This is a genomic window from Brevibacterium sp. K72 (assembly GCF_050562175.1).
Taxonomy (GTDB): domain Bacteria; phylum Actinomycetota; class Actinomycetes; order Actinomycetales; family Brevibacteriaceae; genus Brevibacterium; species Brevibacterium casei.
In genome coordinates, this window is sequence record NZ_CP191582.1 from 228,545 (window position 1) to 254,622 (window position 26,078).

Genomic DNA, 26,078 nt, shown 5'->3' on the forward strand with positions numbered 1-26,078 from the left:
GGGTCGGTTCGGGTAGGGGAGGTGGGGGTCGGGCGGGCTATTCGCCGACGAACCTCGGGGTGCGTTTCTCGATGAAGGCCGACACCCCCTCGGCGAAGTCGCGGGTGCCGCGCAGGTAGGTCTGGTCGGCGGATTCGCGGGCGAAGGCGTCGTCGAGGGCGGTCAGACTCGCCTGGTTGATCGCCGCCTTCGAGCGGGAGAAGGCGAGCGGCGCACCCTGCGCCCACTGGCCGGCGAGCTCCTCGGCTCGGCGCAGCTGGGTGCTGGCGGGGACGACCTCGCTCGCCAGTCCCCAGTCGAGGGCCTCGGGCGCCCACACCTTCTGCGCGGTCAGCGCCATCTTCATCGCCTGATGCCGGCCCGCCGAGGCGGCGACGAGGGCCGTCGCCCCGCCGTCGGGCATGAGGCCGATCTTCGCGAAGGCGAGCATGAGATAGGACTCCTCGCTCATGATGACGTAGTCGCACGCGAGCGCGAGCGAGCAGCCGATTCCGGCGGCCGGGCCCGAGACCGCGGCGATCGTGGGGACGCTGACGTCGATGAGCGAGCGGATGATCGCGTTCGCATCGTCAAGGTCGAGGCTGACGTCGTCCGTGCCGGACTGGAGGTCCGCGCCCGAGCTGAACGCCCGGTCGCTGCCGGTGAGCACGATGGCCCTGGCCGATCCCGCCGCCTCGGCGACGGCGTCGCGCAGGGCGAGGAACGTCTCGCCGGTGAGCGCGTTGAGGGATTCGGGACGGTTGAACGCGATGGTCGCGACACCCTCGCTGTGATCGACGAGGACACTCGGAGGCACGGCGGCTCCTTCTGCTGCAGACGACGGATTCCCTGCTCTCAGCTTAACGCACGTTAAGTTGATCTGGGTCACACTTCGATCACTCCTGCTCCGTCGGCCGGGCAGTTCGGGTGAAGTCGTGCGGGAAACGGTGTCCGCGCTACCGCAGGGTCGCCGCCAGCTGCGCGGGCGTGAGCTCCCGATCGGCGAAGACGAGTCGCACGGCCGCGGGATCGGGGTTGCCGGCGTCCGGAGCGCGGTGTCGGAGCCGCAGGCCGACCTTCTCGGCGACCCTGGCCGAGGCCATGTTGTGCTCGAGGAGGTAGGCGACGACCGGAAGCTCGGGGTCGACCTCCCGCGCGCGGTCGATGGCCAGCAGCGAGACGGCTGTGGCCAGGCCCCTCCCCTGCGCTTCGGGGGAGAACCGGTAGCCGAGGTTCCAGAAGGAGTCGGGTCCTTTCGGCTCCGCCTCTGTGCCCCCGCGCAGGCTGCACCCGCAGAAGCCGATGATCGGACCCGACGCCCTCTCACGGACCATCCACATCTCGAGGCCGTCGCGCTCCCACCGACGGATGCGCCGCCCCAGGGTCGCAGCGGCGTCCGCGCGTCGGGTCACCCGTCCGGACGGGAAGTGCGTCCACACCCGCGGGTCACGCTCGATCGCGAAGATCTCGTCGACGTCGTCGAGGGTCGGCCGGTCGAGCACGAAGTCCGCGGTGACGATCTCAGGCATTGGCCTGTGCATCCCGGTGGGACGACGATTCCGCCCCGGTCCCAGGGCTCGCGGCCTTGGTCCCGGTCGCAGCTGTGATCGCGGTATCGAGGTCGGCCCAGAGGTCGTCGACGTGCTCGATGCCGACGCTGAGCCGGAGCAGGCCCTCGGGCACCGTCTCCGGCTCCGAGGCGTGCCGACGCCTGCGTTCGATGAGCGATTCGACGCCGCCCAGGGAGGTCGCGGGCGTCCACAGGCGCACCGCCTCGGCGATGGCGGTCGCGGTCTGCGCGGAGTCGACGGTGAAGGCGACGATCGCCCCGAACCCGGACATCTGCGCGGCCGCGCGCGCATGGCCGGGATCGGTCGGCAGCCCGGGGTAGCGGACCTCGAGGACAGCAGCGCGCTCGCTCAGCCGCTCGGCGATGGTCTGCGCGTTGGCCTGCGCGCGGTCGAGTCGGACGGAGAGCGTGCGCATTCCGCGCAGGGCGAGCCACACCTCGAAGGGACCCGCGATCGCTCCGCGCATCGCCCGCTCGGCGAGCAGCGTCTCCCGCAGGCCCGGGTCGCTGACGAGCACCGCGCCGAGGACGACATCGGAATGCCCGGCGAGGTACTTCGTCACCGAATGGACGACGATGTCGGCGCCGAGGTCGAGCGGGGTCTGCAGGAGGGGTGTCGCGAAGGTGTTGTCGCAGGCCGTCAGGACACCCCGCTGCCGCGCCGCGGCGATGAGCGCGGGGACGTCGGCGACTTCGAGCATCGGGTTCGTCGGCGATTCGATCCACACCATCGCCGAGGCGGCCGCCGGGTCGGTCGCGGCCGCTGGGTCGGTCGCGGTCGTGGGGTCGAACCCAGTTGCTGTGTCGAGGGCGGCGATGACGGCCTCGGTGTCGGCGATGTCGACGCTGAGGACGGTGAACCCGCAGCGTGCGGCGAGTTCGTCGGCGGACTGGAGGGAGCCCTGGTAGGCGTGGCGGGGGATGATGAGCGTGCCGCCTGCCGGGACGAGGCTGAGGACGGCGGCGATCGCCGCCAGTCCCGAGCCGAAGACGAGTCCCGGCACCGGGGCGTGCTCGAGTTCGGCCAGCGCCTCCTCGAACGGGGTCCATGCCGGGGTGTCGAGGCGCCCGTATCCGAAGGGGGCATCGCCCATCCCTGTGGTGCCGATGAACGTCGAGGAGAGTTCGATGGGCGGGTTGACCGAAGCGCCGGGCACCCGCGGCGGGCGCGCGGCTTCGACGAGGACGGTCTCCGGGGAGTAGGCGGGCTCACGAGTCGTCATGTGCCCAATATAGGACGTGGAGCGCTCGGTGAGTCTGCACGTCTCGGACTGTCGGCACCGGCGCTCGACCTGCTCCGGCAACGAGGCCCGCCCCGGAAACGGGGCCCGTCACCTCACCTGCGCGCTCGTCATGTGGTCGAGCAGGGCCCGCGCCCCGTGTGAGAGCCGGCGTTTCGGCGACCACAGGGCGTGGAGCCTGCGATCGAGGTCGATCGACTCGGCGACCGGCAGCGGCACGAGCCGTGCGGAGCGGAAGTCGTCGCGCAGGGCGAGTTCGGAGAGGACGACCGGGGCGACACCGGTGGCGGCGGCGACCCGCAGCGCCGAGTTCGACCCGTACTCCCCCGCGACCGAGACGCCCCCGAACTCCGCGAGTGCGGTGTCGACGGCCTCCCGAGTCCCCGACCCCACCTCACGGACGAGCAGCGGCGTCGCGGCGAGCGCCTCGGCGGTGATCGGCTCCGTCCACGCGGCGGCGAACGACGGGGCGGCGGCGATCATCAGCCGGTCCCGGCCGATGACTGCGGTGGGGAATCCGCTCGGCAGGGACACCGATTCGACGAGTCCGAGATCGCAGCGCAGCGCCCGGACCTCGGCGACGACGGCCGCGGAGTTCTCGACGCCGAGCCCGACGTCGACGTCCGGATGCGCCGAGGTGAAGGTCGCGAGGTACCCCGGCAGCAGGTACTCGGCGACCGTGAGGGAGGCGCACACGCGCACCGTGCCCGCCCGGGCGTCCCGGATCGCCTGGGTGCCCGCATTGAGGGCACGGTAGGCGTCGACGACCTGGGCCGCCCACTCGGCGACGGCCTGCCCCTCAGCGGTGAGGGAGGTCCCCCGCGGAGAACGCCGCAGCAGCGGGACGCCGAGATCGCGTTCGAGGTTGCGCAGGCTCCGGGAGGCGTTGGGCTGGGCGAGTCCGACCGCCTCGGCGGCCTGACCGATCGACCCCGCTCCCCCGCTCAGGGCGACAAGGAGGCCGAGGGCCCGCAGCTCCGGCCACCGGTGCATGTCCGAGACATCGCGCATGAGCACATCATGTCATATCAGTTTCATATGGACTGCGCCGTTTTCGCCGTCTACCGCGGCACTCGCCGAGGCGGAAGACTGGAGGCATGCACCGCATCGTCCCCCTCCTGCCCGGCCTCGGACTCGCCGCGCTCGCCGCCGCGATCGCGTGGCCCGTCTCAGCCCTCGTCCCCGTCGTCTCCCCACTGCTCGTCGCGATCGTCCTCGGCATCGTCCTCGGCAATGCCGTACCGACCCTGCCGGCGAGGTTCCGCCCGGGACTCGACTTCGCAGCGAAACCCCTCCTGCGTCTGGGCATCGTCGCCCTCGGCGCGCAGGTCGTCCTCGGCGACATCCTCGACCTCGGCTGGCCGGTCCTCGTCCTCGCCGCCGTCGTCGTCGCCGTCGGCATCGCCACGAGCATGCTCGTGGCACGCCTCACCCGTGTCGACGGCGACCTCGCCCTCCTCATCGGGTGCGGGTTCGGCATCTGCGGGGCCGCGGCCGTCGCCGGAATAGAATCGACGATGCGGGCGAAGAAGGAGGACGTCGCCGCCGCGATCGGCCTCGTCGTCCTCTTCGGCACGGCGATGATCGCTGTGGTCCCCCTGACGAGCAGCGGTCTCGGTCTCGACGAGGCGACCGCCGGCATGTGGGCGGGCGCCTCGACCCACGAGGTCGCCCAGGTCGTCGCGATCGGCGGCATCATCGGGCCGGCCGCACTCGAGGTCGCGGTCCTCGTCAAGCTCGCCCGGGTCATCATGCTCGCCCCGACCGTCGCGATCCTCGAACTCGTGATGCGCCGTTCCGAGGCGAGGGTGCGCACTGCCTCCGCCGAGGCTGGGGATGAGAGCGCCGTGCCCGCGCCGGCCGGACAGCGTCCCCCGATCGTCCCCCTCTTCGTCATCGGGTTCCTCCTCATGGCCGGGCTGCGCACGTTCGGGCTCCTGCCCGAGATGGCCGTGACCGGGCTGGGCATCGTCCAGACCGTGTGCCTGTCGATGGCGATGTTCGCGCTCGGTCGGGGTGTGCAGTGGCGCGCGCTGCGGAGCCTCGGCGGTGGGCCGATCGCCTTGGCGACGATGACGACGATCGTCGTCGCCCTCGTCGCCCTCGGCGGTGCCCTGCTCCTGACGTGAGCGGGCCATCGCACGGTGCGGTGCCGACAATCGGGAAGTCGCCCTCCCCCGGCATGGTGCTGCCGGGACATGTCCGCACCGGCTGGTAGTCTCTCACCGATCGCACTCAGAGTCTGCTCAGCTACCTCAAGGACGACATGCTTGCCCAGCTCATCGCATTAGGTGTCTTCATCGCCCTCTTCGCCATCGGGGCCGTCCGCGGGGTGCACATCGGCGTGCTCATGCTCGTCGGCGCGGCCGGGACCGGTCTCCTGCTCACCGACATGACCGTCGAGGACATCATCGCCGGGTTCCCCCTCTCCATCATGGTCCTCCTCGCCGGTGTCACCTACTTCTTCGCCATTGCGCAGGAGAACGGCACCGTCGACAGGATCATCGATTGGGCGCTCGAGAAGGTCGGTTCCTCCGCGGTGCTTCTGCCGCTCGTCTTCTTCGTCATCACCGCGGGCATCGCCTCGATGGGTGCGCCGCTGGCCGGTCTCGTGATGATGCCCGTGGGCATGCAGGTCGCCCGGAAGTACGGGGTCGACTATGCGCTCATGGGTCTGGCGATCTGCTTCGCGATCGGTGCCGGCGGCTTCGCCCCGACCAGCCTCTACGGCATCGTCACCTACAGCACCGCCGACGACGCCGGCATCGGCCTCTCCCCGTTCCTTCTCTTCGGCATCGCCGTCATCGTCTATCTGCTCATGCTCACCGTCGCCTACCTCATGTTCGGCAGGCGGCTGTTCGCCGGGCGGAAGACGGCCGCGGTCTCCTCCCGCGGGGGCGGCGCGGCGGACTCGAACAGCACCGCCGCCTCAGCAGCGGCTGAGCCGAGGATCTCCCGCGGCGGCGCCTCGGCGACGAAGGTCGCCTTCGGAGAGGACGACGAGGACGAGGCCCTCTTCGATGCCGGCGCTGCCTCGGCGGACTCCGGTACGAGGCCGTTCACCGGGGTGCAGATCCTCACCGTCGTGCTCATGGTCGGCCTCATCGGCTCCGTCGTCGTGCTTGCCGCCCTCGGTCAGGAGCCCGACATCGGCCTGCTCTGCTTCCTCTTCGGAGCGATCCTCGCTCTCGTCGATCCCGCGACGGGCAAGGCCGCGCTCCCGAAGATCGACTGGTCGACGGTCCTCCTCGTCGGCGGCATCATCACCTTCGTCGGCGTGCTCCAGGAGATGGGGGCCGTCGACCTCCTCGGGGACGGAGCGAAGGCGATCGGATCCCCGCTTCTCGCTGCCTTCGTCCTCTGCGTCGTCGGGGGTCTCGTCTCGGCGTTCGCCTCGACGACGGGCATCCTCGCCGCGCTCGTCCCCCTCGCCCTGCCGCTCATCGAGGCCGGCGGCGTTCCCGGGTGGGCGCTCATCGCCGCGCTCGGCATCTGCTCGGCCGTCGTCGACGTCTCCCCGTTCTCGACACTCGGTGCCACCGTCGTCGCGACTGCCCCAGGTGAGGAGAAGCCGCGGCTCACCCGCATCCTCGTCAAGTTCGGGATGTCGATGGTCATCATCGGACCGATCGTCCTCGTCGGCGGGCTCGTTCTCCCGGCGATGCTCTTCTGAGCGTCCGGCCCTCAGGCGAGCTGTTTGACGAGGGTGACGAACTCGAGGTCGTCGACCATCGGCACGCCGAAGCGCTCGTCGCCGTAGGGGAAGGGCTCGGTCTCCCCGGTGCGTTCGTAGCCGCGCCGTTCGTAGTAGGCGATGAGCTCGGAGCGCTTGCTGATCACACTCATCGACAGCGCGCGGGCACCCCAGCGTTCGACCACCCACGCCTCGGCGAGGTTGATGAGCGCCGAGCCCACCCCCTGCCCCTGGCCGAGGGGCGAGACGGCGAGGACGCCGAGGTAGGCGACGGAGTCAACGGGTTCACGCAGGTAGACGCTTGCGACAGCGGGACCGTCGACGGAGCGGACGAGGATCATCGTCGACTCCGCCTCGGCGAGCATCTCCCTGGCCATCGCCGCATCGAGACGCTGCCCGCTGAGCAGGTCCGCCTCGGTCGTCCACCCCTTCTTCGAGTCCTCCCCGCGGTACGCGGAGGCGACGAGTGCGACGTAGTCGTCGATGTCGGTCTCGGTGAGCACGCTGACGACGTAGCCGGACTCCTGGAGGATGAGCTCGTGGGCGTCAACGAGCGTGGCCGGGGGCTGCGAGGTCATATGGGCGGCTCCTAGGGACGGCGGCAGGATCGGTGCCCGCCGCAGACTTCAACACTCCTTCCAAGATTAGTGGGTAGGCTCGGACTCGAGCACAGCGACCTCACCCTGCGGACAGGAGCAGCCATGGACATCGACATCGACGGTCAGACCTACACCCTCGCCGAGGATCCCGAGCAGAACCGCTTCACCGTCTCCCACGACGGGAGGGTCATCGGGCTCATCGACTACGTCGACACCGCTGACGGCGCCGGCGACGTCCCCACCGCGCGGACCTTCACCCACACCGAGGTCTCCCCCGAGTACGGCGGTCGGGGGATCGCCGCGAAGCTCGTGCGCTTCGCCCTCGAAACCACCACCGAGGCGGGTCTGCGGTTCCGCACGACCTGCTCGTACGTCATGGGATTCCTCGAGAAGAACCACGAATTCGACGAGTACGTCGCCTGAGGTCAGCGTTCTCACCGCCTCACCCGCCGCACCGCCGGCCGGACGGGCTCACACCTAAGCCCCCTTCGTACGGATACCGTCCGCTCGGACGGTTCGGACGACGATGACCACCCGGAAGGGCGCTCTCACAGTGCGAAATCCGCATCGTCTGCGGCCGCACGGCCCCTTACACTGAACCTGGCGCTAGCTCAGCCGCCTCGACTCGACAACCAAGGAGGATCAGCCGTGGACATCACGCCGATCATCAACAAGCTCAACACCGGACTGTTCATCAACGGGCAGTGGCGTGATGCCGAGGGCGGGAAGACCATCGATGTCATCAACCCCGCGACCGGTGACGTCATCACCACCGTCGCCGACGGCTCCGCCGCCGATGCGGAAGCCGCGATCAAGGCCGCCGGCGACGCGCAGGCCGATTGGGCGGTCACCGCCCCGCGCGACCGCGCCGAGATCCTGCGCCGCGCCTTCGAGCTCCTCATCGAACGCTCCGACGACATCGCGGCCGTGATGACCGCCGAGATGGGCAAGCCCTTCGCCGAATCCAAGGGAGAGGTCGCCTACGGCGCCGAGTTCTTCCGCTGGTTCTCCGAGGAGGCCGTGCGCATCAGCGGCGACTACACCCTGTCCACCGACGGCAAGAACCGCCTGATGATCTCGCGTGAGCCCGTCGGCCCGTGTGTGCTCATCACCCCGTGGAACTTCCCGCTGGCGATGGGCACCCGCAAGATCGGCCCGGCGATCGCCGCCGGCTGCACGATGGTCTTCAAGCCCGCGAAGCTCACCCCGCTCACCTCACTCATGCTCGTCGACGTCCTCAAGGAGGCCGGTCTGCCCGACGGCGTCCTCAACGTCGTCACCTCGGAGTCGGCGCGTCGGGTCGTCACCCCGTGGATGGAGTCGGGCATCGCCCGCAAGGTCACCTTCACCGGGTCGACCGAGGTCGGCGTCAACCTCCTCAAGCAGGCCGCCGACAACGTCATGAAGTCCTCGATGGAGCTCGGCGGCAACGCCCCGTTCGTCGTCTGCGAGGACGCCGACATCGACAAGGCCGTCGAGGGCGCGGTGCTCGCGAAGATGCGCAACGGCGGCGAGGCGTGCACCGCCGCGAACCGTCTCTTCGTCCACTCTTCGATCGCCGACGAGTTCTCCCAGAAGCTCGCCGAGCGCATCGGCTCGATGAAGGTCGGCAACGGCCTCCACGACGGCACCGAGGTGGGTCCCCTCGTCGACCAGGAGTCGCTCGACAAGGTCGCAGCCCTCGTCGACGATGCCGTGTCGGGTGGTGCCACCGTGCTCACCGGCGGCGGGAAGATCGACGGCCCCGGGTTCTTCTTCGACCCGACCGTCATCACGAACGTCCCCGCCGGATCCGAGATCCGCACCACGGAGATCTTCGGTCCCGTCGCCCCGATCGTCACCTTCGACACCGACGAGGAGGCGATCGCCCTGGCGAACGAGACCGAGTACGGCCTTGCCGGCTACCTCTTCAGCGAGAACATCAACCGGGCGCTCAGCCTCGCCGAGAAGCTCGAAGTCGGGATGATCGGCCTCAACACCGGTCTCGTCTCGAACCCGGCCGCTCCCTTCGGCGGCGTGAAGATGTCGGGTCTCGGCCGTGAGGGCGGACGTGTCGGCATCGACGAGTACCTCGAGCTCAAGTACGTGGCCACGCCCCGCAGCTGAGGCAGCGAGCCCGGTCGACCGCAGCCGGTCGCTCCCACCTGATCGATCCGGCTGAGCGAGACCTCGCCGAGGCGGTCGGCACCCGAGAGGGTGTCGGCCGCCTTTCGCGTCCCCGTGGTCCTGTTCCCGGGGTCCTGTTCCCGGGTGCTGCTGCGCCCGCCGAGTTGGTGGACCGTTGACCTCCACCGGTGAGCGCCTAGACTCGAGGACTGTCCATGATTGCCCACCAACGAGTCGAGGCATCACCGTCGGCTCCTGGTGCACCTGAGGAGGCACGCCGATGATCCTCTCGACCGAACGGGATCCGCGGATGATCACGATCCGCCGAGGCGGCACCCTCACCGACGAGCACCACCAGCTCCTCGCGCTGTGGGCCGCCGAGTGCGCCGAACACGTGCTGCCCCTCTTCACCGCCGTCGCCCCGGACGACCCGCGACCGGCTGAGGCCGTCGCCGCCGCGCGGGCATGGGCGCGCGGCGAGATGCCGATGATGGCCGCGCGCGCCCTCGGCGGTCATGCGATGGGAGCGGCGCGGCCCCTGACCGGTGCCCCGCGCTTCGCGGCGTACGCAGCGGGACAGGCCGCATGCGTCGGGCACGTCGCCGAACACGACCTCGGTGCCGCAGCCTATGCGATCAAGGCGGCGGCCGCCGCCCGACCCGACGACTCCGACGCCGGGCGCAGGGAACGCGCATGGCAGCGGAAGCTGCTGTCCGATCCGGTGCGTGCCCTCGTCCTCGACGATCAGCGGCGACGCAGCAGCATCTGCTGGAACGTCTTCTCGGACTGAGGTGAGCCGGATCGCTCATCACGGCACCGCCGATGAGGGCAGAGTGCGACCCTCAGCCTCGGCGCGACGTCACCCCTCGGATGCGCGGTCGCCGGCAAGTGGGGGCAGTTCAGACGACGGCACCAGCCTCCCATCGGGGAGGACCGCATTCCAGTTGCGTTTGACGGTGACGAGGTTGGTCGAGAGGCGGACGTCGGTGATGCCGTCGATCCCGCCGAGGTCCGCAGTGACGAACTCATAGAGGGCGGTCTCGCTCGCGACGTTCGCCTGCACGGCGACGGCCACCGAACCGGCCGTCATCGCCGCGGTCCGAACGTTCGGATGCTTGCCGAGTTCGACGACGAGATCGGCGATCGCGGACGGCGCGCAGCTGATCTGAGCGAAGACCTCGACCGGATAGCCCAGATGCCGGGGTTCGATATCGATGCGCGGTCGCACCAGCCCGCTCCCCAGCACCGACTCCAGCGCGCGAGCGGCGGTCACTCGGGTGATTCCGAGCTCCTCGGCGATCTGCACCGCCGTGGCTCTCCCGTTGCCGACGAGCAGGTCGACGACCCCGAGTTCGGTCGGCCGCAGCTGCGGCGGCGTCTCAGCCCCGCCGGGGGCGCGTGCCTCGGCGAGCAGCGCGACCTGATCGGCATCGAGCACTCCGGGAACCATCCAATCGGCGCTACGCGCGGAACTCGCGAGGATGCCGTTCGAGGAGATCCGCTCGACACCGGGGATCTGCGGGATGACGTCGAGGACGAACCCGGCGACTGTGCCATCGGCCGGCGGATGGAGCAGGCAGCGGATCGTCGAGTCACCGGTGACGATGTAGACGGATTGGGCCTCGGGCAGGTCTGCGAGCGCGGCCGCCACGCTTCTCGTCAGCTCCGGCCGGGTGTCGATCCAGAGGACCGTCGGATGCCCCGTCCCTCGCAGGGACCAGTTCACGGAGGAGGTGATCCGCATGAGCTGGTCGTCGAGGAGTCGCGACAGCCTGCGGCTGACCGTGCTCGCCGAGGTCTCCATGACGTCGGCGAGGACGGTGAGCGGTGCGCGGGGCGCATGCTGGAGCGCGGCAACGAGGGTGAGGTCGAGGGAGTCGAGCTGTTCCACCCACCCAATATATCTGTTTCCATAATCCCCACACTCTTGCCAGAGGTGATACATATCGTGCACACTGGATTCTGCCATTGAACATAATCACAATTTGGAGATGAAGATGTCCACACTTTCACCGCCGAGCGTCACAAAGGAGTCGCGCTTCTCGGCGGGAGTGCTCACCGTGCTCGAAACCGTCGATCGGGTGGGGAATAAGCTTCCGCACCCGTTCTGGATCTTCGTCGGCCTCGCCGTCGTCGTCGCCGTCCTCAGCGCCGTGCTCTCGACCCTCGGAGTGTCTGCAACGAATCCCGCCGACGGTGAGACCGTCACCGTCCAGAACCTCCTCTCCTTCGACGGTGTCCAGATGATGCTCGGTGATGCGATCACCAACTTCGTCACCTTCCCGCCTCTGGGCCTCATCGTCGTCGTCGCCCTCGGCGTCTCGATCGCCGACGCCACGGGCCTCCTCCAGGCGCTCATGAGGGGAATGCTCTCGCGAGTCTCCCCTCGCTATGTGACGTTCACGATCGCCATCACCGCCATGGTCGCCCAGGTCGCCTCCGACGCCGCATTCGCCGTCATGATCCCCTTGGCGATGATCGCCTATCGCGCCGTCGGTCGCAGCCCCATCATCGGCGCGGTCGTCGCCTATGTCTCCGTCGGCGGCGCGAGCAGCATCGGCCTGCTTCCCACCGGCAGCGATGCGGTCTTCGCCGGGATCTCGACCGCTGCCGCCCAGACGATCGATCCGAGCTACTCGGTGAGTCCTCTGGCCAACTACTACTTCTCCGCGGCGTCGTCACTCGTCCTCGCCGTGAGCATCACCGTCGTCGTCGAACTCGTCGTCGCCAAGCGCGTGGCAGCCCTGGAGGCCGAGGAGCCCTCGGTCGACGCCGAACCCCTGCCCAGCATGAAGCTCAACCCCGCAGAGCGCCGGGGTCTGGTCTCAGCCGGCATCGGAGCCCTCGTCTTCTGCGCCCTCGTGGTCCTCGCAGTCCTCCCCTCGGGCTCACCGCTGCGCGGTGAGAACGGTTCGGTCCTCGACTCTCCCCTCATGGACAACATGGCCGTGTTCATGATGCTCTTCTTCGCCGTCGTCGGCATCTGCTACGGCGTCGCCGAAGGCACCATCACCTCCGTGAGCCAGATCCCCACGCTCATGATCCCCGGAGTGCGCGAACTCGTCCCCGTCATCGTCCTCTTCTTCGCCGCCTCCCAGTTCCTCGCGTACTTCAAATGGACGAACATCGGCGCCGTCCTCTCCATCGAGGGCGCCGGACTCCTCGACTCACTCGGCGCCTCCCCAGTGCCGATCTTCATCGCTGCAGTCCTCCTCATCAGCTGCATGAACCTCGTGCTCACAAGCGGTTCGGCCATGTACGCCTTCGTCGCTCCCGTCCTCGTCCCGATGCTCATGCTCCTCGACATCGCGCCCGAGACCACTCAGGCTGTCTTCCGCATCGCCGACGCCCCGACGAATAGCCTCACCCCCATGAGCCCGTACTTCGTCATGGCGCTCGGATTCCTCCGCACGCACAGACCCACGGCGGGCATCGGCACGCTCATGTCCCTCGTGCTCCCGATCGCCGTAGTCAACCTCGTCGTCTGGCTCGGACTCTTCATCATCTGGTACCTGCTCGGGTTGCCGCTGGGACCGGGGGTGGGGGTCTGATGCGCACGTTCGCCAGTGCCCTGCCCGCCCTCCTCGCCGAGGTGGCTGCGGAGCATGAGGAGACCCTGAGCGATCTCCGCTGCCTCGTGGAGATGGAGACTCCAAGCACCGACCTGCCCTCGCTACACCGGTGCGCCGATCATCTGCACTCCTGGCTCGACAGGCAGATCGGACCGCTCGACCGCGTCGACCGCATCGACCACGAAGTCCACGGTCCGACCCTCGTCGCCGAGATCCGCGGCGACCTCCCCGGTCGCGTCCTCATCGTCGGTCACTACGACACGGTCTGGCCGCTCGGCACCCTCGAGTCGATTCCGTTCACCGTCACCGACGGGATCATCCGCGGTCCCGGCGTCCTCGATATGAAGGCTGGGCTCGTCACAGGTGTCCACGCGGTCCGCCTCGCACGGCGCACCGGATTGGCCCTGCCGACGATTACGTTCGTCCTCAACGGCGACGAAGAGCTCGGGAGCCGGTCCTCTCGACCGATCATCGAGCGCGAGGCCGCCGGAGCCATCGCAGGATTCGTCCTCGAACCCGGAGTCGGGTGGGATCTCAAGACCGAACGCAAGGGCGTGGGCGTCTTCACCATCGGCACCACCGGGATCGAGTCGCATGCGGGCAACGACCCGAAAGGCGGAGCCAGCGCCGTCGTCGCGCTGTCCGAGCTCATCCTCCAGGTCGCCCAGGGCACCGACCTCGAAGCCGGAACCAGCGTCAACGTCGGGATCATCAGGGGCGGGAGTGCCCGCAATGTCATCGCCGGCACAGCCGAAGCAGAGGTCGACGTCCGAGTCACGACCCGCTCCGAAGCCGAGCGGATCCATCGCCTTCTCACGACGCTCACTGCCTCAGATCCCCGCGTCTCGGTCTCGGTCACCGGTGGATGGAACCGCCCGCCCATGCAGCTGACGGCAGGCAGTCACGCCCTCGTCGACCGGGTGCAGGCCGTCGCCGCGCTCGTGCGATCGGAACTGGGTCTGCGATCGGTCGGCGGCGGCAGCGACGGCAACTTCCTCGCAGCACTCGGCCTGCCGGTCCTCGACGGTCTCGGAGCAAGCGGGAACGGTCCCCATGCTCGGGATGAGCACGTCATGGAGTCCGACATCGACGATCGCATCGTCCTCTTCGCCGGCATCCTCGCCGAGGCGTGCGCTCCCAAGGCGCTCACCTCGGACACCGATGCCCCTGAGCCGATGACGACGACAGCCCGGGAGACGGCGGCCGTCTGACGCCGCACCCAGACGCCAGAGTCCCTGTCGACCAGTGGTCGACAGGGACTCTCGCTGTTGTCCGACGGATGCAGACCGTCCGACGCTCAGGCGCGGCGGCGGGCGAGGACGTCGTTGACGGCGTCGAGCGCCGGGGCCCGATCGGCGCGGATGGCCTTGCGGCCGTGCTCGAGCGGGCTGTCGTCGCGGGAGGAGTCGGAGAGTTCGGCCCGGTAGCCGAGCTCCTCGGCGAACTGCGCGGCGATGTCCTCACGGCTGCGGGCCTCGGTCTCGTACGAGCTCGCGTCGGCGGCCTTCGGCGTCGGGACGGCGTGGTCGGCCTCGGCGGCGTCGACGTAGCTCGGGACCGGCAGCGGGGTCGGCGACCAGCCGTCGCGGGTCCGCAGCCGCTGCTGGAAAGGGTCGCTGACGCGAGGGGCACCGGCAGCAGACTGGTCTTCGGTGCGCGAGGCGGCCTGCGGAACGGTGTCGGCGAGGTCGGCGGCGACCGCGTTCGCCGAGGTGTCGGCAGAGGTGGCGGACTCGACGTCCGCATCCGTCGTCGCCGCGGACGTCGACGCCTCGTCCGTCGACCCTGCCGGAGCGGTCTCCGCGGTCGTCTGAGCCTCCGGAGTCGTCTGAGCCTCCGGGGTCGCCGGAGCCTCAGCGGTCGTCTTCTCGTCGATGACGGGGATCGGCCCGGTGAGGAGGACCTGCCGGGTCGTGTGGCCGGCGGCTGCCTCGTTGCGGATGCGCACGACGGGGATCTCGCCGGTCACGGCTTCCTCGCGGGCGTACTTCGCCGTCGCGCTGCGCTGCTGGAGTGCGCGCTCCCGAGCCGCCGAGGTCGACCGCGTATCCGTCGACTTCGCAGCCGCGGACTTTCCTGCGTCTGAATTCCCACCCTCAGGCTTCGCAACGGCGGTCGACTTCGCGGCGGTTCTCGTCGCGGTGCGCTGGGCGTGGGCGGCGGCCTTCGACGCCGCAGACTTCGGTGCCGCGGAGCTCCGCTCGGTCGCCGACTCCTGTGTCGTCGCCGTCGGGGCCGACGGACGGGCGAGCGACTTCGCAGCGCCCGCCCCCGAGTCGGAGACGTCCTGCGATCCCCTCGTGGGAACAGGCTCTGCGGTCACAGCACCGTGGTCCGCGATCCGGCGGAGGCGCTTCTTCAGCTCGCGCTTGCGGAGGTTGAGCGTGCGGACGATGAACAGGGAGACCACGGCGAGCCCGGCGAAGACGCCGATGAGAGCGGGGTGGACGACGGAGAGGAGCGCGAGCACCCCGGTGACGAGGACGCCGAGCACCGACCCGAGGAACGTGAGCGCGAACCCGCGGACCAGGGTTCCGATCGAACGCAGGGACTCACGCAGCGGGGCGGCACTCTCGGTCATCGTCGGATCCTCATCGGGTCGGGAAGTGGGGGCGGTTGTCGGGGAGTGCACCTCGCCGAGGCGGTCGCGGGGCGCGCTCGGATGTGCGGGTCGGCCGGTGGACACCGCCTGCTGCCGACCGGCTCCGAGGCGGCCCGCCGCATCGACCCCGGCAGGGGACGATCCGCGCTGGGCGGAGGGATCACCGGTCTGCGCGAACACGGCGTGCACGGCCGGGTGGAGGGCTCGGACGTTGCCACCGACCGCCTCGGCGGGAGCGTGAACGCCTCCACCGGCGGGATCATGGTCGCCGACGAGGAAAGCCGCGCGGGTCTCTCCCACGGCCACGGGCAGCGGGGCGACGGCGGACTCGGGCTGGGACTCCGCGGTCGCCTCGGCGGAGGTCTGCGCCTCACCGTCGATGACGGAGAGCTCGGGGCTGCCGGCGGAGAGGCGGAGGCTCGGGGCCTGACCGGAGGCGGTCCGGTCGGCGCTCGGCACGGAGGGCTCGATCGCCTCGGCGCGGAAGACGGTGACCCGCTCGCCGAGGTCACGGCAGGGATTCTGGGATTCGGACCGGACGACCTCGGCATCGTCCGGGAGCCGGTCGAGGTCGACGCGGGAGAGTTCGGTGGCGGACCGGCGGATCATCGAGGGCACGACGACGACGAAGGCCACGACGATGGCGATGACGACGATGATGCTGGTGTCCACACTCCAGAGCCTAGAGGTCACGGTTGCGCAACGACGTGAACGGCGGTGGTGTGTCGGTCAATCCGACACGAAGTTCACACGGTGGGGTGACGGTCCCCGTCGAAGCCGCCGGTCCCCGGGCGTCCCCCGAGGCTGTGACGGTAGGCGGAGAGGATGCCGTGGGGAACGTCCTCGACGGTGAGCGCGAACGTCCGGTGATCGCTCCACCGGCCGTCGATGTGCATGTAGTTCCTCCGCAGGCCCTCGTCGCGGAAGCCGAGCTTCTCGACCACGCGCAGGCTCGCGGTGTTCTCGGGACGGATGTTGATCTCGATCCGGTGGAGTCCGAGGGTGAAGAGGCAGTGGTCGGTCGCCATCGCCACCGCGAGCGGCGTGATGCCGCGTCCGGCCACCCGGGCGTCGATCCAGTACCCGATCTGCCCGCTGAGGATCGACCCCCAGGTGATGCCGGAGACCGTGAGCTGACCACGGAACTCACCGTCGACCTCGATCGCGAAGGGCACGGTCTGTCCGCGTCTGGCCTGTTTGTCGTACATCCGCACCATGGCGCGGAAGCTCGGGGTCGCCTGCTCGGGCATCGGCAGGGTCGCGTCCCACGGTCGCAGCCAGTCCCGGTTGCGACCCCGGACCTCCCGCCACGCGGATTCGTCGCCGCGTCGCAGGGGTCGCAGGGTCACTCCCGCGGTGGCGTCGCGCAGTTCGATCGGCCACATCGGCCCGCTGCCGATCACCGGCACCTCCCCAGGTCAGGAACCCCGGAGGTCAGTCGAGTTCGGACACGTACTCTTTGAGCCATCCCTTGAGATCCTCGCCGAGGTCGTCGCGCGAGCACGCGATCTGCACGACGGCCTTGAGATAGTCGAGCTTGTCGCCCGTGTCGTAGCGGTCGCCGCTGAAGACGACGCCGTAGACGCCGTGGCTGGACTCGTCCTCGGCGAGCGTCTGGAGAGCGTCGGTGAGCTGGATCTCGTTGCCGCGGCCGGGTGCGGTCGTCTCGAGGACGTCGAAGATCTCCGGTGCGAGCACATACCGTCCAATGATCGCGAGGTTCGACGGCGCCTCCTCCTGGGAGGGCTTCTCGACGAGTCCGGTGATCCTCACGACGCCGTCCTCACTCGTCTCCTCGACCGCTGCGCAGCCGTAGAGGTGGATGGACTCGGGCGGGACCTCCATGAGCGCGACGACGCTGCCGCCGGTGGCCTCGGTGACGTCGATCATCTTCGGCAGGATCGGGCTGCGTTCGTCGATGAGGTCATCACCGAGGAGGACGGCGAAGGGTTCGTCGCCGACGTGCTGGCGGCCCTTGAGCACTGCATGGCCGAGCCCCTTCGGGTCGCCCTGGCGGACGTAGTGGATGTCGGCGAGCTCCGAGGAATGGCGCACTGCAGCGAGCTTCTTGTCGTCGCCCTTCTTCGCCAGCGCCGCCTCGAGGCCGTCGACACGGTCGAAGTGGTCCTCGAGCGGGCGCTTGTTGCGTCCGGTGATCATGAGGATGTCCTGCAGGCCTGCCGACACCGCCTCTTCGACGACGTACTGGATGGCGGGTTTGTCGACGACCGGAAGCATCTCCTTCGGCGTCGCCTTGGTCGCGGGGAGGAATCGAGTTCCCAGGCCGGCTACGGGGATCACGGCCTTGCGAACTGTGCTGCGAGATTGATCGTTCATGACCTTCATCATAGTCATGACCGTGTCACCGGTTACGCTGAAGGGCGTGGATCGAGAGTCGTCGAAGGCGCAGCTGCGTGCCCGCATCCGGGCACAGCGGTCGGCCCGCTCACGCGCCGTCGCCGTCTCGCCCCCTCCCGCCGAGGCGACCGCCGCCTCCCGCACCCCGGCCCGTGCCGCACTCGCCTGGCTGGCCGAGATCTGGCCGAGCCACGACCTCACCGGGCGCGTCGTCGTCGCCTACGCAGCGCTTCCCGGCGAACCGGACGTCGATGCGGTCGTCGACGGGATCCGGGCCCGCGGAGCCCGTGTCTTCCTCCCCGTCGTCACGCGCGTCGGCCGTGCCCTCGAGTTCGGTGAGGTGACCGGGCCGATGTCCGACCTCACCCCGCACGGCAGGTGGGGCATCCGCGAACCGCAGGCCTCACTGTCCGCGAGCGCACTCATCGCCGAGGCGGCCCCTGACCTCCTCCTCGTCCCTGCCCTCGGGTTCGGTGCCGGTGGGGCCAGGCTGGGCAACGGCGGCGGCTTCTACGACCGCACCTTCGGCCCGTTCGGAGAGGTGCCGCTGGGACGCCGCTGCGACGCCGCGGTCCCGTCTGCGGCGGGCGAACCGGCAACCGGCGGCCGGGACCCGGACGGTCAGGGAGCGGGTCCGCGCGTGGTCGGGGTGTGCTTCGCCGAGGAGGTCGACCTGTCCGGGCTCGCTGTCGAACCCTGGGATCTGCGCATCCCCGAGGCGATCACCGAAGACGGTCTGCGTCGGCTCTGAGCCCACCCGCACAGGTGACTGTGCCGGCTCCTGCACGTGACCGGCCCGGGCTCCGGCACGGACTCCGGCACGGACTCCTGCACGCGGCCCGTGCGGAGAAATAAAGACCCACTCATCCGTGTTCACCTGTGGAAGAACAGCGCAGGACCCTCGGGACCCTGGCAGCACCGCGAGACCACGGGACGGTGCGGGCCTGTGCACTATACTCTTCACGTTGAGGAAAGGTTCTCTATGCCCGTCTATTCGTACGCATGCAAGAGCTGCGGCCACAAGTTCGACGTCCACCAGGACTTCAGCGACGACTCGCTGACGGTCTGCCCGGAATGCCAGGGCCAGCTGAAGAAGGTCTTCGGCACCGTCGGCATCAGCTTCAAGGGGTCGGGCTTCTATGCCACCGACTCCCGCAAGAGCACCTCGAGCTCAGTGGCACCCGCATCGTCGAAGGACTCCTCCTCGTCCGACTCGTCGCAGTCGAAGGATTCTTCGTCGTCGAGCCCCTCGGCGACGAGTTCGTCATCGACGGCCAAAGCCGGAGCGTCGACCGCGAGCTGACTCCCGAGCGCACTCGACTCGTGCGCACCGGCCTGGGGAGGCAAACCCCACTTGTGCTCATCTCCCCTGTGGACGCGCAGACGCTGTCCACAGGGGATCTCCCATCTCTGGCCGACCGCGGTCACCCACGCGCATCCTGAGGGCATGAAGCTCATCGACCGTCTTTCGGCCGGAATCGCAGGAAGCCGACTCGCTGCACGCACCTCCCGGGTGAGTCCGCGCCGGATCCTCGCCGCGGTGTGCATCGCCCTCGCCTGCGCGCTCCTGGCATGGCTGCTCACCCCGGACCAGGGGGACACACCGATCGTCGTCGCCGCTGACGATCTCGCCCCCGGAGCCGAGATCACGCGCGGCGACCTCACCGTCGTCGACTATCCCCGACAGTTCGTTCCGGAGAAGACGTTCAGCGCCGTCGACGAAGCCCTCGGCCGGCGCACATCGGCGGGGATCTCGAAGGGCACGCCGGTCACCCGCGCCGCCGTGCTCGACGAGCAGGCCCTGCCGGAGGGAAGCACCGATCTCATCATGCCCGTGCGCCTCGCCGACGACGCGTCGGCGGGCCTGCTCGCTCCCGGACAGAGGATCAGGCTCTTCAGCTCGCTGCCGGAAGGTGGATCCGAGGTCGTCGTCGAGGAGGTGACCATCGCACGGATCATCGAGAAAGGCGACAGCATCACAAATGAATCAGGGCAACTTGTCTCAGTAATGCTCTCCTCCGACGATGCGGGAAGGATAGCGGAATTCGCGGGACTGCCGATCAGCTTCGCGATCCTGCCGCAATGATCGCGCATTCGCCGTGATCACCGCGATCTTTCCAGCCCCCTTGTCGCGAAAGCACGCCCTGCGGATTTCGCATGTCAATGGTGTTGAGATGTGAAGATGGTGTGTACTATGTAACCGTCATTGCACAATCAGAATCGCATTACTGCTCACACCACTCAAAGGGTGCCGCTAATGCTCAAGGGTTTCAGGGACTTCATTCTCCAGGGGAATGTCGTCGAATTGGCGACCGCTGTGATCATCGGCAGCGCGTTCACTGCCATCGTCACGGCGTTCTCGGACAAGATCATCAACCCCCTCATCGCTGCCGTCGGCGGCGCCGAAGGCCCCGCTCTCGCGTTCCGCATCAAGCCGAACGTGCCGGAGACGACCATCGACATCGGTGCGGTCATCACCGCAGCGATCAACTTCCTCATCGTCGCAGCGATCGTCTACTTCATCATCATCGTCCCGATGAACAAGCTCAACGAGCTGCGCAAGCGCGGAGTGCCCGAGTCCGAGGTGCCCCCGACCGCTGAGGACCTCCTCGGCGACATCCGCGAGATCCTGCGCAACCAGGCCGCGGCCAACGCCGGTCCCGCCGGCGGCAACCCGGGCCAGGGCGGCTACATCGACCCGAACGAGCCCCCGCGCCACTGATCAGCCTGTGCCGGGCAGCCACCGCGCTGCTTCGCACTTAAAGGCCCGCTCCCCCGTCAGGGGAAGCGGGCCTTCGTCGTGTGGTCCCCGGTCACCGCGGACTGCACACAGTCACCAGTGGGGAGGCTTCTGCGAGCGGTAGTGCTCGGCGCTGAAGCCCGACGCATCCGACTCGGCCTCATTGCGCAGGGTGGCGCGGTACCGACGCAGCGCCCGTTCGAGGCGCTCCTGCTTCTCGCGGTCATCGGCAGCGGTCGCCCGTCGGCGGGTCTCGCTCGGCTCGTTCGTCGCGGCGGACGTCGTCGGGCTGTCAGTGGGCGACAGTGACTCGGCTGCCGGAGACTCGGACGACGGCCCCGTCCTCGGCGAATCGTGTGCGGAGGACTCGGCTGCGTCGGGTTCGCCGGGCCCGTCGCTATGCGACTCTGATCCTCGAGCACTCATCTCAGGACTGTTCGTCGGTGTTCTCCGCCGACTCTGAGCGCTTCCCCTCGGTGCGCTCATCCGTCTGTGCGCGACTCCCGTCGGCGCCCTCTGTCGACCGTGAGCGCGTTTCGTCCGCTTCCGAGCGCGTCTGCCCGGCGTCCGCGCGGCGCTCGGCAGTCTCGGTTCGCGTCTCACGCTCGCTCGAACCCGGCCGTGCACCGGATTCGCCGGAAACCGACTTCGACGCCGACGAGGACTCGGCCTCACCGTCTCCCGGGGAACCGCCCTGACCGCGTCCTTCGGCATCGTCGATGAGGCCGGCGTCGCGCAGCGACTCGGCGCGGATCTGATCGGTGTCGAAGGTCGGGATGACCTCGCCCTCGACGGGACCGCGCGCATCGGCGGCAGGGATGAACACCTCGGCGCCGGTGACCTTCTTCGCCTGCGCATGGCGCTGGCGGTACCGGTCGACGGCGGCCTGGAGCTGAGTCTCCCCGCGCGGGGTGCTGCTCTTCTGCGCGAGCGCGGTGCGCAACAGCTCCTTGATCTCCCCGTCGCCGCGGACGACGGCATCGGACTGGATCCAGTCGATCATCGCGTCGAGGCCCTCATCGGAGTACTTGTGCATCGGCAGTCCCGGCACCAGCTTGGGACGGCTGCCGGTGCGTCCGACGACGACTGAGGCGGCCCGGGCGGCATTGAGGATGGCCTGCGGGCTCATCGTCTCGACGGTGGACTTCCACGCGTCGAAGATCTTCTCCGTCTCGGCCTGCGGGTCGACGAAGGCGTCGGTCGACCACACGCGCATGAACTTCCACCCTCGGCGTTCGAGCTGCTCGGGAACGACGCGGTCACGCTGGCGCAGGCTGCGGATCGACGCGTAGTCGGGGCCGTCGCCGGAGACGGCGATGATCATCCCGTGCTCGTCCTCGGCGGAGTTCGCCACCGCGAGGTCGATGCCGTTGTAGTGCTCATGGGCGACGACGCCGAGCTGGAGGAGACGGTCGGCGATGTCGTTGAACAGCGGGTCGTAGACCTCACCGTGCGGGCCCGGCTGCCGGACGCCGCCGCCTGCGATCTCCTCGAACAGGCGCGGCAGCAGCTGTGCTCCCCCGCTGAGCTTCGCCCGGTCGAAGTCCTCGGACTCGATGCTCGAGACCACGGTGAGGCGCTTGCGGGCGCGGGTGACGACGGCTGCGAGGATGCGGTCGCCGTCGGGTCCCGACAGCGGCCCGAAGTCGTTGATGACCCGGCCGTGGACGGTGCGGCCGTAGCCGAGGGAGAAGATCACGGCGTCCCGCGACATCCCCTGCACGCGTTCGGCGTCGGTGACGACGAAGGGCTCCTTCGCGGGATCGTTGAAGAACGCCGCGACATAGGGCAGGTCCTTCATCGCCCGCGAGATCGCCGTGGCGATGCGCTGAGCGTGGTGCGGGGTGAGTGCGACGACGGCCAGGGACTCCCGCGACCGGGTCCGCGCGTGCTTGAGCACGAGTTCGACGACCCGCTTGACCTCGGCGTCAGGGCTCTCCACCCGACCGGTGCCGATGTCGGTGGGCCCGCGGCCCTCGGCGACGTAGGAGAACTCGAGTCCCGTCCCCTCGCCGGTGTGCGCGGTCGGCAGCGTCGAGATCGTCGAATCGTAGAAGTGCCGGTTGGCGAGGTCGATGAGTCCGACCGGGGAGAGCCGGTACGAGTTCGACAGGCGCATCCGCGGGAGGAACTCGCCGAGGCGGTCCTGCACCGAGTCCGGATGCTCACCCTCATCGGGCCCCCACCGGTCGACGGCGACCGAGAACGGCCGCGGGCCGAGCAGTCGGGAGTCGCCGAGCGAGATGACCTGACGGGCACGGGTGATGCCGGGCACGACGTCGGCGATCGAGAGCCGCCCGCCGTCGGCGATGACGACGGCGTCGAAGAGCGGAAGCGCGGCGAACAGCTCCGGCACCGTGTACGGACTGGCCATCCACACCGGCGCGAGCGTCGTGAGCAGGTCGGGAGCCTTCGTCGACATCCGCTGGACGGAGGTGTGCGGTGAGAGCAGCTCCTGCTTGATGACGCCGGCGGCGATCGGGTCGGCGTCGATGCCGCGCTTCCACGTGTGCGCATGGTTGTAGCGCAGTCGTCCGGCACCGGCGGCGACGAACGCGCGGTCGTTCTCGCGGAAGCCCTCGGCCACCGCGTGGAGGGCGGCGCCGTCATGGCGGCCGATCTTCGGATCCTCACCGGCCATCGACTGGAGCACCGACGCCCAGTAGGCGAGGTCGAACTCCGGTCCGACGAGGTGGTTCTCGACCTTGCGGCGGCGCAGGTCGGTCATGAGGTCGGAGAGTCCTTCGGCGGCGAGCTCGCGCTGGAGGCGGGACCGCTCGGGCAGGTCGGCGAGGTTCTCCGAATCCCCGCCCATCGCCTCGGTCCTCGCCTGGAGCTCCTCGATGAGCATCGCTCCGAGGTCGCCGCCGTCGGGCGTCGACTCGAGGACCGGGGAGAGCTTGGCGACGTCGGCCTCGACGCTCTGGAGGATCTCGTCGGCCTCGAGGACGCCTCGCGGGATCTGGGGACGCCCGTCGTGTCCGGCGAGGTCGCGGAGGATGACGCGCTGGGAGCGGACGTCGATGAGCGCGGAGTGGAGGTCGGCGACGTCGGCTCCGGGCCGGAGGAACTCCTGCGCCGACTTCTTCAGCCGCTTGCGCTGGAGCATGCCCATCTCCACGCCGAGCTCGGCCCGGTACTCGGAGCTGCCGGTCGCCGCGATGAGGTCATCGAGGCGGTGGTCGTAGACGTCGGGGGCGAAGCTGTCGAGGGTGGTGCGCACACGCAGGAGCACCTTGATCGCCCGCGACCAGTCGTCGAGGTTGCGCCGGGGGTTGAGCTTCGCCTTCGCGAGCACCGGCTCGACGGCGGTGACGAGGTCGGGCAGGGTGCGGCCGAGGCGTTCGGCGACGGTGCGCGCGGCTTCGGCCTCGTCGACGGATTTGAGGTCGGCGCCGAACCACACGGTGTCCTCGACGTCGAGGGTGAAGGCCCCGAGGGCTGCGAGTTCGCCGAGCTTGCCGCGCAGGGCGCGGCGGCGGTCGTCGCTGGCCTCGAGGATGTCGCCGCCGAAGCGCACTCCGGTCTGTGGGGAGTCATCGCCGGAGGTGAGCTCCGCGAGGTGCTGCATCGTCTCGTAGACGGAGACATCCCACGGCTGGCGTCGGCGGTGGAGCGAGGAGACGTGGTCGGCCAGCATCGCCCGCTGGTCGTTGAGCTCGCCGAGCAGCCCGGCGAGGTCCGGGCGTTCGGCCCGTTCGGCTGATCCGATGAGATCGATGAGCTGGCGTTTGATGTGCTCGGAACCATCGCGGGTGTCGACGGCGAAGTCGGCCAGCCCCACCTCGGCGAGGCGGGCGGAGAAGTCATCGAGCGCGTCCGAGGTCTGGGCGAGGAAGAGCACGCTCTTGCCGGTGTGCGCAAGCGTCGTCGCGACGGCGACGGCGACCTGGGTGGCGCCGGTCCCCGGTGGGGTGTCGACGACGACCGAGCGTCCGGACACGGCGGCATCGACGACGGCCTGCTGGTCGCCGTCGACGTCGATGACGAGGAACTCCTCCTGCGGCTTGCGATCCGGAAGCGGCGTCACCGGTTCCTTGAGTGCCGCCGGGACGAAGTCCTCGTCGGCAGCGGCCTCGCGTGCCTGCGTCACCCCTGGATCCTCGGTGCGCTCGGCCCCGGTGCCCGACTTCGCCGAGGCAGTCCCACCGTCGGCTGTGCGCGCCGTGTCCGCTGTCGTGCCGTCGACCGGGCGAGTCCGGTCTGCCGCAGCCGTGCTGTCAGTCGCCGTGCCGTCAGTCGCCGCGCTGTCGGCCGGTGCATCGTCCGAGACCGGGCCGCTGGCCGCCGCGTCGACCTTCGTCGAGCTGCTGGCCGCCGCGTCGACGTTCGTCGAGCTGCTGGCTGCTGTGCCGTCGGTCGCGGAGGCGGACCCAGTCGCTGAGTCGGTCCTCGTCGCCGGGGCACCGTCGGTTGCCGATGCGTCATCGTCTGCCGAGGTGATCGGCACCGTCGGCTCGCTGAGTTCGTCCTCGTCGGTCGCAGCGCTCGCGCTCTCGGTGCCGGTGTTCCTGCGGGCATCCGGCGGTGCCGTCGTCTCACCGGAGCTGGTCTTCTCACCAGCTTCATCCTTCGCGCCAGCGTCGGACTTGGTGCCCGTCGTGGTCTGAGCGCCGGTCTTCTCACGAGGATCGGCTTTCGTCCCGGAGCCCTCATCCTGGCCGGACTTCTCCGTCGGTTCCACGACGCCAGTGGGCTTCTCCGCGGAAGCGGGCTGCTTCACGCCGTCGCGTGATTCGCGGCGCGTCGCCTCATCCCCGTCGCGGGCACTCTCAGCCTTCTCCCCTGAGGCACGAGGCGTGCGGCAGGGCGCGGTCGATCCGCCGCCGAACTGCCGGCGGACACCGTCGTCGCCGGCGAGCGCACGGAGGATCGGATGCTGGGTGGGCAGGTAGTCCCCGGTGAACGAGCTCGCGATGTTCGCGAACGTCGAGACGATGAAACGGTGGTTGATGCGCAGTCCCGGCACGGCCTGCGCGAGGTCGCGGAGACGGTCGAGGGCGGGTCCCGGGTCGAAGCCGTGGGGGCCGCCGGTGGCGTCGACCCATTCGTCGACGGGCACCTCGAGGTCGTACGCCTCGGCGAGGTGCCGGACGAGGGCCGGGTTGATGGTGATCTCGTTGCCGAGGACGATCTCGTAGTCCTCGACTCGCGAACCGCGTGGAACGAGGGTGATGTGGCGCAGGACGACGGGAGCGTTGAACTTGAACTTCGAGTCCTTCTCCGTCCACGACGCGAAGCCGATCGCGAGGTGGGCGGTGCGGATGCCGCGTTCGTTGTCGAGCTGCTCGGCCTTCGACCGGATCGAGCGCGCACGGCGACGCGCGTCGGCGAGGATCTCGTGGTCGCGGATCAGGCTCGACAGGCGCGTGGGGCGACCGGCGAGCAGTTGGGCGAGCCCGGACGGGTGGGCTCCTGAGAGGTCGATGCTGCCATCGCGAGAGTCCCGGAAATGGAGCATGGTGTCGCGACCGCCGAGGTGGGCGGCCTGCTCTTTCCACTCGGCGAACGCGCCCCCGAGCTCTGGGTACTGATCGTCAACAACGGAATCTGGCACAGTTCGACCCTAACGAGAAACTTCCCATAACAGGTGCTGGCACACCGTGGAACGTCGAGG

The 26,078-nt window shown here is 69.3% G+C and carries 22 protein-coding genes; 11 read left to right on the forward strand and 11 right to left on the reverse strand.

The window, feature by feature from the left end:
* Positions 1-37: 37 nt before the first annotated feature.
* The 4 genes from ACQ1RG_RS01055 to ACQ1RG_RS01070 form a co-directional block, all read right to left on the reverse strand.
* Positions 38-796 (reverse strand): enoyl-CoA hydratase-related protein, encoded by a 759-nt coding sequence (locus ACQ1RG_RS01055; protein ID WP_430600428.1) that lies wholly within the window; start codon positions 794-796, stop codon positions 38-40.
* A gap of 139 nt (positions 797-935) precedes the next feature.
* Positions 936-1,508: a GNAT family N-acetyltransferase gene (locus ACQ1RG_RS01060; protein WP_009376393.1), complete on the reverse strand. Its 573-nt coding sequence runs from the start codon at positions 1,506-1,508 to the stop codon at positions 936-938.
* A complete protein-coding gene (locus ACQ1RG_RS01065) occupies positions 1,501-2,772 on the reverse strand; it encodes a trans-sulfuration enzyme family protein (protein ID WP_009376394.1) in 1,272 nt (423 codons plus the stop codon). The genes ACQ1RG_RS01060 and ACQ1RG_RS01065 overlap by 8 nt, the downstream gene beginning before the upstream one ends.
* A 108-nt stretch (positions 2,773-2,880) precedes the next feature.
* Positions 2,881-3,801 (reverse strand): LysR substrate-binding domain-containing protein, encoded by a 921-nt coding sequence (locus tag ACQ1RG_RS01070; RefSeq protein ID WP_009376395.1) that lies wholly within the window; start codon positions 3,799-3,801, stop codon positions 2,881-2,883.
* An 86-nt stretch (positions 3,802-3,887) separates the two neighbouring features.
* Here ACQ1RG_RS01070 and ACQ1RG_RS01075 point away from each other — a divergent pair, with 86 nt between their 5' ends.
* On the forward strand, positions 3,888-4,919 hold the full coding sequence (locus ACQ1RG_RS01075; RefSeq protein ID WP_009376396.1) for a YeiH family protein: 1,032 nt from the start codon (positions 3,888-3,890) through the stop codon (positions 4,917-4,919).
* A gap of 137 nt (positions 4,920-5,056) precedes the next feature.
* The gene (locus tag ACQ1RG_RS01080; protein WP_009376397.1) at positions 5,057-6,463 is read left to right on the forward strand and encodes an SLC13 family permease; all 1,407 of its coding nucleotides are present in this window, start codon (positions 5,057-5,059) and stop codon (positions 6,461-6,463) included.
* An 11-nt stretch (positions 6,464-6,474) separates the two neighbouring features.
* Here the strand turns inward: ACQ1RG_RS01080 and ACQ1RG_RS01085 are convergent, their stop codons facing one another.
* Positions 6,475-7,062, reverse strand: a complete 588-nt coding sequence (locus ACQ1RG_RS01085; protein ID WP_009376398.1) for a GNAT family N-acetyltransferase — start codon at positions 7,060-7,062, stop codon at positions 6,475-6,477.
* A 123-nt stretch (positions 7,063-7,185) separates the two neighbouring features.
* Between ACQ1RG_RS01085 and ACQ1RG_RS01090 the strand changes: the two genes are divergently transcribed.
* From ACQ1RG_RS01090 to ACQ1RG_RS01100, 3 genes are all read left to right on the forward strand, one after another.
* Positions 7,186-7,506 (forward strand): GNAT family N-acetyltransferase, encoded by a 321-nt coding sequence (locus tag ACQ1RG_RS01090; RefSeq protein WP_009376399.1) that lies wholly within the window; start codon positions 7,186-7,188, stop codon positions 7,504-7,506.
* Between the two features lie 225 nt (positions 7,507-7,731).
* On the forward strand, positions 7,732-9,189 hold the full coding sequence (locus ACQ1RG_RS01095) for an NAD-dependent succinate-semialdehyde dehydrogenase (protein WP_009376400.1): 1,458 nt from the start codon (positions 7,732-7,734) through the stop codon (positions 9,187-9,189).
* Between the two features lie 280 nt (positions 9,190-9,469).
* Positions 9,470-9,979: a putative immunity protein gene (locus ACQ1RG_RS01100; protein WP_009376401.1), complete on the forward strand. Its 510-nt coding sequence runs from the start codon at positions 9,470-9,472 to the stop codon at positions 9,977-9,979.
* Between the two features lie 69 nt (positions 9,980-10,048).
* On the opposite strand, the gene ACQ1RG_RS01105 is transcribed toward ACQ1RG_RS01100, so the two are convergent.
* Entirely contained in the window at positions 10,049-11,080 is a 1,032-nt protein-coding gene (locus tag ACQ1RG_RS01105) for an Lrp/AsnC family transcriptional regulator (protein ID WP_009376402.1), read from the reverse strand.
* A gap of 106 nt (positions 11,081-11,186) precedes the next feature.
* Here ACQ1RG_RS01105 and ACQ1RG_RS01110 point away from each other — a divergent pair, with 106 nt between their 5' ends.
* Both ACQ1RG_RS01110 and ACQ1RG_RS01115 read left to right on the forward strand, forming a co-directional pair.
* Positions 11,187-12,740, forward strand: coding sequence for an AbgT family transporter (locus tag ACQ1RG_RS01110; RefSeq protein ID WP_430600430.1), 1,554 nt, complete (start codon positions 11,187-11,189; stop codon positions 12,738-12,740).
* Entirely contained in the window at positions 12,740-13,972 is a 1,233-nt protein-coding gene (locus tag ACQ1RG_RS01115) for a M20 family metallopeptidase (protein WP_009376404.1), read from the forward strand. Before ACQ1RG_RS01110 ends, ACQ1RG_RS01115 begins: the two co-directional genes overlap by 1 nt.
* Before the next feature lie 86 nt (positions 13,973-14,058).
* On the opposite strand, the gene ACQ1RG_RS01120 is transcribed toward ACQ1RG_RS01115, so the two are convergent.
* The 3 genes from ACQ1RG_RS01120 to galU form a co-directional block, all read right to left on the reverse strand.
* Positions 14,059-16,035, reverse strand: a complete 1,977-nt coding sequence (locus ACQ1RG_RS01120; RefSeq protein WP_009376405.1) for a hypothetical protein — start codon at positions 16,033-16,035, stop codon at positions 14,059-14,061.
* A gap of 74 nt (positions 16,036-16,109) precedes the next feature.
* Complete coding sequence (locus tag ACQ1RG_RS01125; RefSeq protein WP_040341324.1) at positions 16,110-16,748, reverse strand: GNAT family N-acetyltransferase; 639 nt, start codon at positions 16,746-16,748, stop codon at positions 16,110-16,112.
* Positions 16,749-16,797: 49 nt separating this feature from the next.
* On the reverse strand, positions 16,798-17,700 hold the full coding sequence (galU, locus tag ACQ1RG_RS01130; RefSeq protein WP_009376407.1) for a UTP--glucose-1-phosphate uridylyltransferase GalU: 903 nt from the start codon (positions 17,698-17,700) through the stop codon (positions 16,798-16,800).
* Between the two features lie 46 nt (positions 17,701-17,746).
* Here galU and ACQ1RG_RS01135 point away from each other — a divergent pair, with 46 nt between their 5' ends.
* The 4 genes from ACQ1RG_RS01135 to mscL all read left to right on the forward strand — a co-directional run bounded on the left by ACQ1RG_RS01135 (position 17,747) and on the right by mscL (position 20,443).
* A complete protein-coding gene (locus ACQ1RG_RS01135) occupies positions 17,747-18,472 on the forward strand; it encodes a 5-formyltetrahydrofolate cyclo-ligase (RefSeq protein WP_430600432.1) in 726 nt (241 codons plus the stop codon).
* Between the two features lie 231 nt (positions 18,473-18,703).
* Positions 18,704-19,024, forward strand: coding sequence for an FmdB family zinc ribbon protein (locus tag ACQ1RG_RS01140; protein ID WP_009376409.1), 321 nt, complete (start codon positions 18,704-18,706; stop codon positions 19,022-19,024).
* A 144-nt stretch (positions 19,025-19,168) separates the two neighbouring features.
* Positions 19,169-19,807 (forward strand): SAF domain-containing protein, encoded by a 639-nt coding sequence (locus ACQ1RG_RS01145; protein ID WP_063248869.1) that lies wholly within the window; start codon positions 19,169-19,171, stop codon positions 19,805-19,807.
* 171 nt (positions 19,808-19,978) lie between these two features.
* A complete protein-coding gene (mscL, locus tag ACQ1RG_RS01150; RefSeq protein ID WP_009376411.1) occupies positions 19,979-20,443 on the forward strand; it encodes a large conductance mechanosensitive channel protein MscL in 465 nt (154 codons plus the stop codon).
* 111 nt (positions 20,444-20,554) lie between these two features.
* On the opposite strand, the gene ACQ1RG_RS01155 is transcribed toward mscL, so the two are convergent.
* Both ACQ1RG_RS01155 and ACQ1RG_RS01160 read right to left on the reverse strand, forming a co-directional pair.
* On the reverse strand, positions 20,555-20,887 hold the full coding sequence (locus ACQ1RG_RS01155; protein ID WP_009376412.1) for a hypothetical protein: 333 nt from the start codon (positions 20,885-20,887) through the stop codon (positions 20,555-20,557).
* 1 nt (position 20,888) lies between these two features.
* Positions 20,889-26,018 carry a DUF4011 domain-containing protein gene (locus tag ACQ1RG_RS01160; protein WP_430600433.1) on the reverse strand — a complete coding sequence of 1,710 codons (5,130 nt, stop codon included), beginning with the start codon at positions 26,016-26,018 and terminating at the stop codon, positions 20,889-20,891.
* Positions 26,019-26,078: the final 60 nt, after the last annotated feature.

Coding starts and splice junctions, on each gene's coding strand:
- ACQ1RG_RS01060 (WP_009376393.1), bottom strand. CDS start 1,508: ATGCCTGAGATCGTCACCGCGGACTTCGTGCTCGACCGGCCGACCCTC.
- ACQ1RG_RS01065 (WP_009376394.1), bottom strand. CDS start 2,772: ATGACGACTCGTGAGCCCGCCTACTCCCCGGAGACCGTCCTCGTCGAA.
- ACQ1RG_RS01070 (WP_009376395.1), bottom strand. CDS start 3,801: ATGCGCGATGTCTCGGACATGCACCGGTGGCCGGAGCTGCGGGCCCTC.
- ACQ1RG_RS01075 (WP_009376396.1), top strand. CDS start 3,888: ATGCACCGCATCGTCCCCCTCCTGCCCGGCCTCGGACTCGCCGCGCTC.
- ACQ1RG_RS01080 (WP_009376397.1), top strand. CDS start 5,057: ATGCTTGCCCAGCTCATCGCATTAGGTGTCTTCATCGCCCTCTTCGCC.
- ACQ1RG_RS01085 (WP_009376398.1), bottom strand. CDS start 7,062: ATGACCTCGCAGCCCCCGGCCACGCTCGTTGACGCCCACGAGCTCATC.
- ACQ1RG_RS01090 (WP_009376399.1), top strand. CDS start 7,186: ATGGACATCGACATCGACGGTCAGACCTACACCCTCGCCGAGGATCCC.
- ACQ1RG_RS01100 (WP_009376401.1), top strand. CDS start 9,470: ATGATCCTCTCGACCGAACGGGATCCGCGGATGATCACGATCCGCCGA.
- ACQ1RG_RS01110 (WP_430600430.1), top strand. CDS start 11,187: ATGTCCACACTTTCACCGCCGAGCGTCACAAAGGAGTCGCGCTTCTCG.
- ACQ1RG_RS01115 (WP_009376404.1), top strand. CDS start 12,740: ATGCGCACGTTCGCCAGTGCCCTGCCCGCCCTCCTCGCCGAGGTGGCT.
- ACQ1RG_RS01125 (WP_040341324.1), bottom strand. CDS start 16,748: ATGTGGCCGATCGAACTGCGCGACGCCACCGCGGGAGTGACCCTGCGA.
- galU (WP_009376407.1), bottom strand. CDS start 17,700: ATGAACGATCAATCTCGCAGCACAGTTCGCAAGGCCGTGATCCCCGTA.
- ACQ1RG_RS01140 (WP_009376409.1), top strand. CDS start 18,704: ATGCCCGTCTATTCGTACGCATGCAAGAGCTGCGGCCACAAGTTCGAC.
- ACQ1RG_RS01145 (WP_063248869.1), top strand. CDS start 19,169: ATGAAGCTCATCGACCGTCTTTCGGCCGGAATCGCAGGAAGCCGACTC.
- mscL (WP_009376411.1), top strand. CDS start 19,979: ATGCTCAAGGGTTTCAGGGACTTCATTCTCCAGGGGAATGTCGTCGAA.
- ACQ1RG_RS01155 (WP_009376412.1), bottom strand. CDS start 20,887: ATGAGTGCTCGAGGATCAGAGTCGCATAGCGACGGGCCCGGCGAACCC.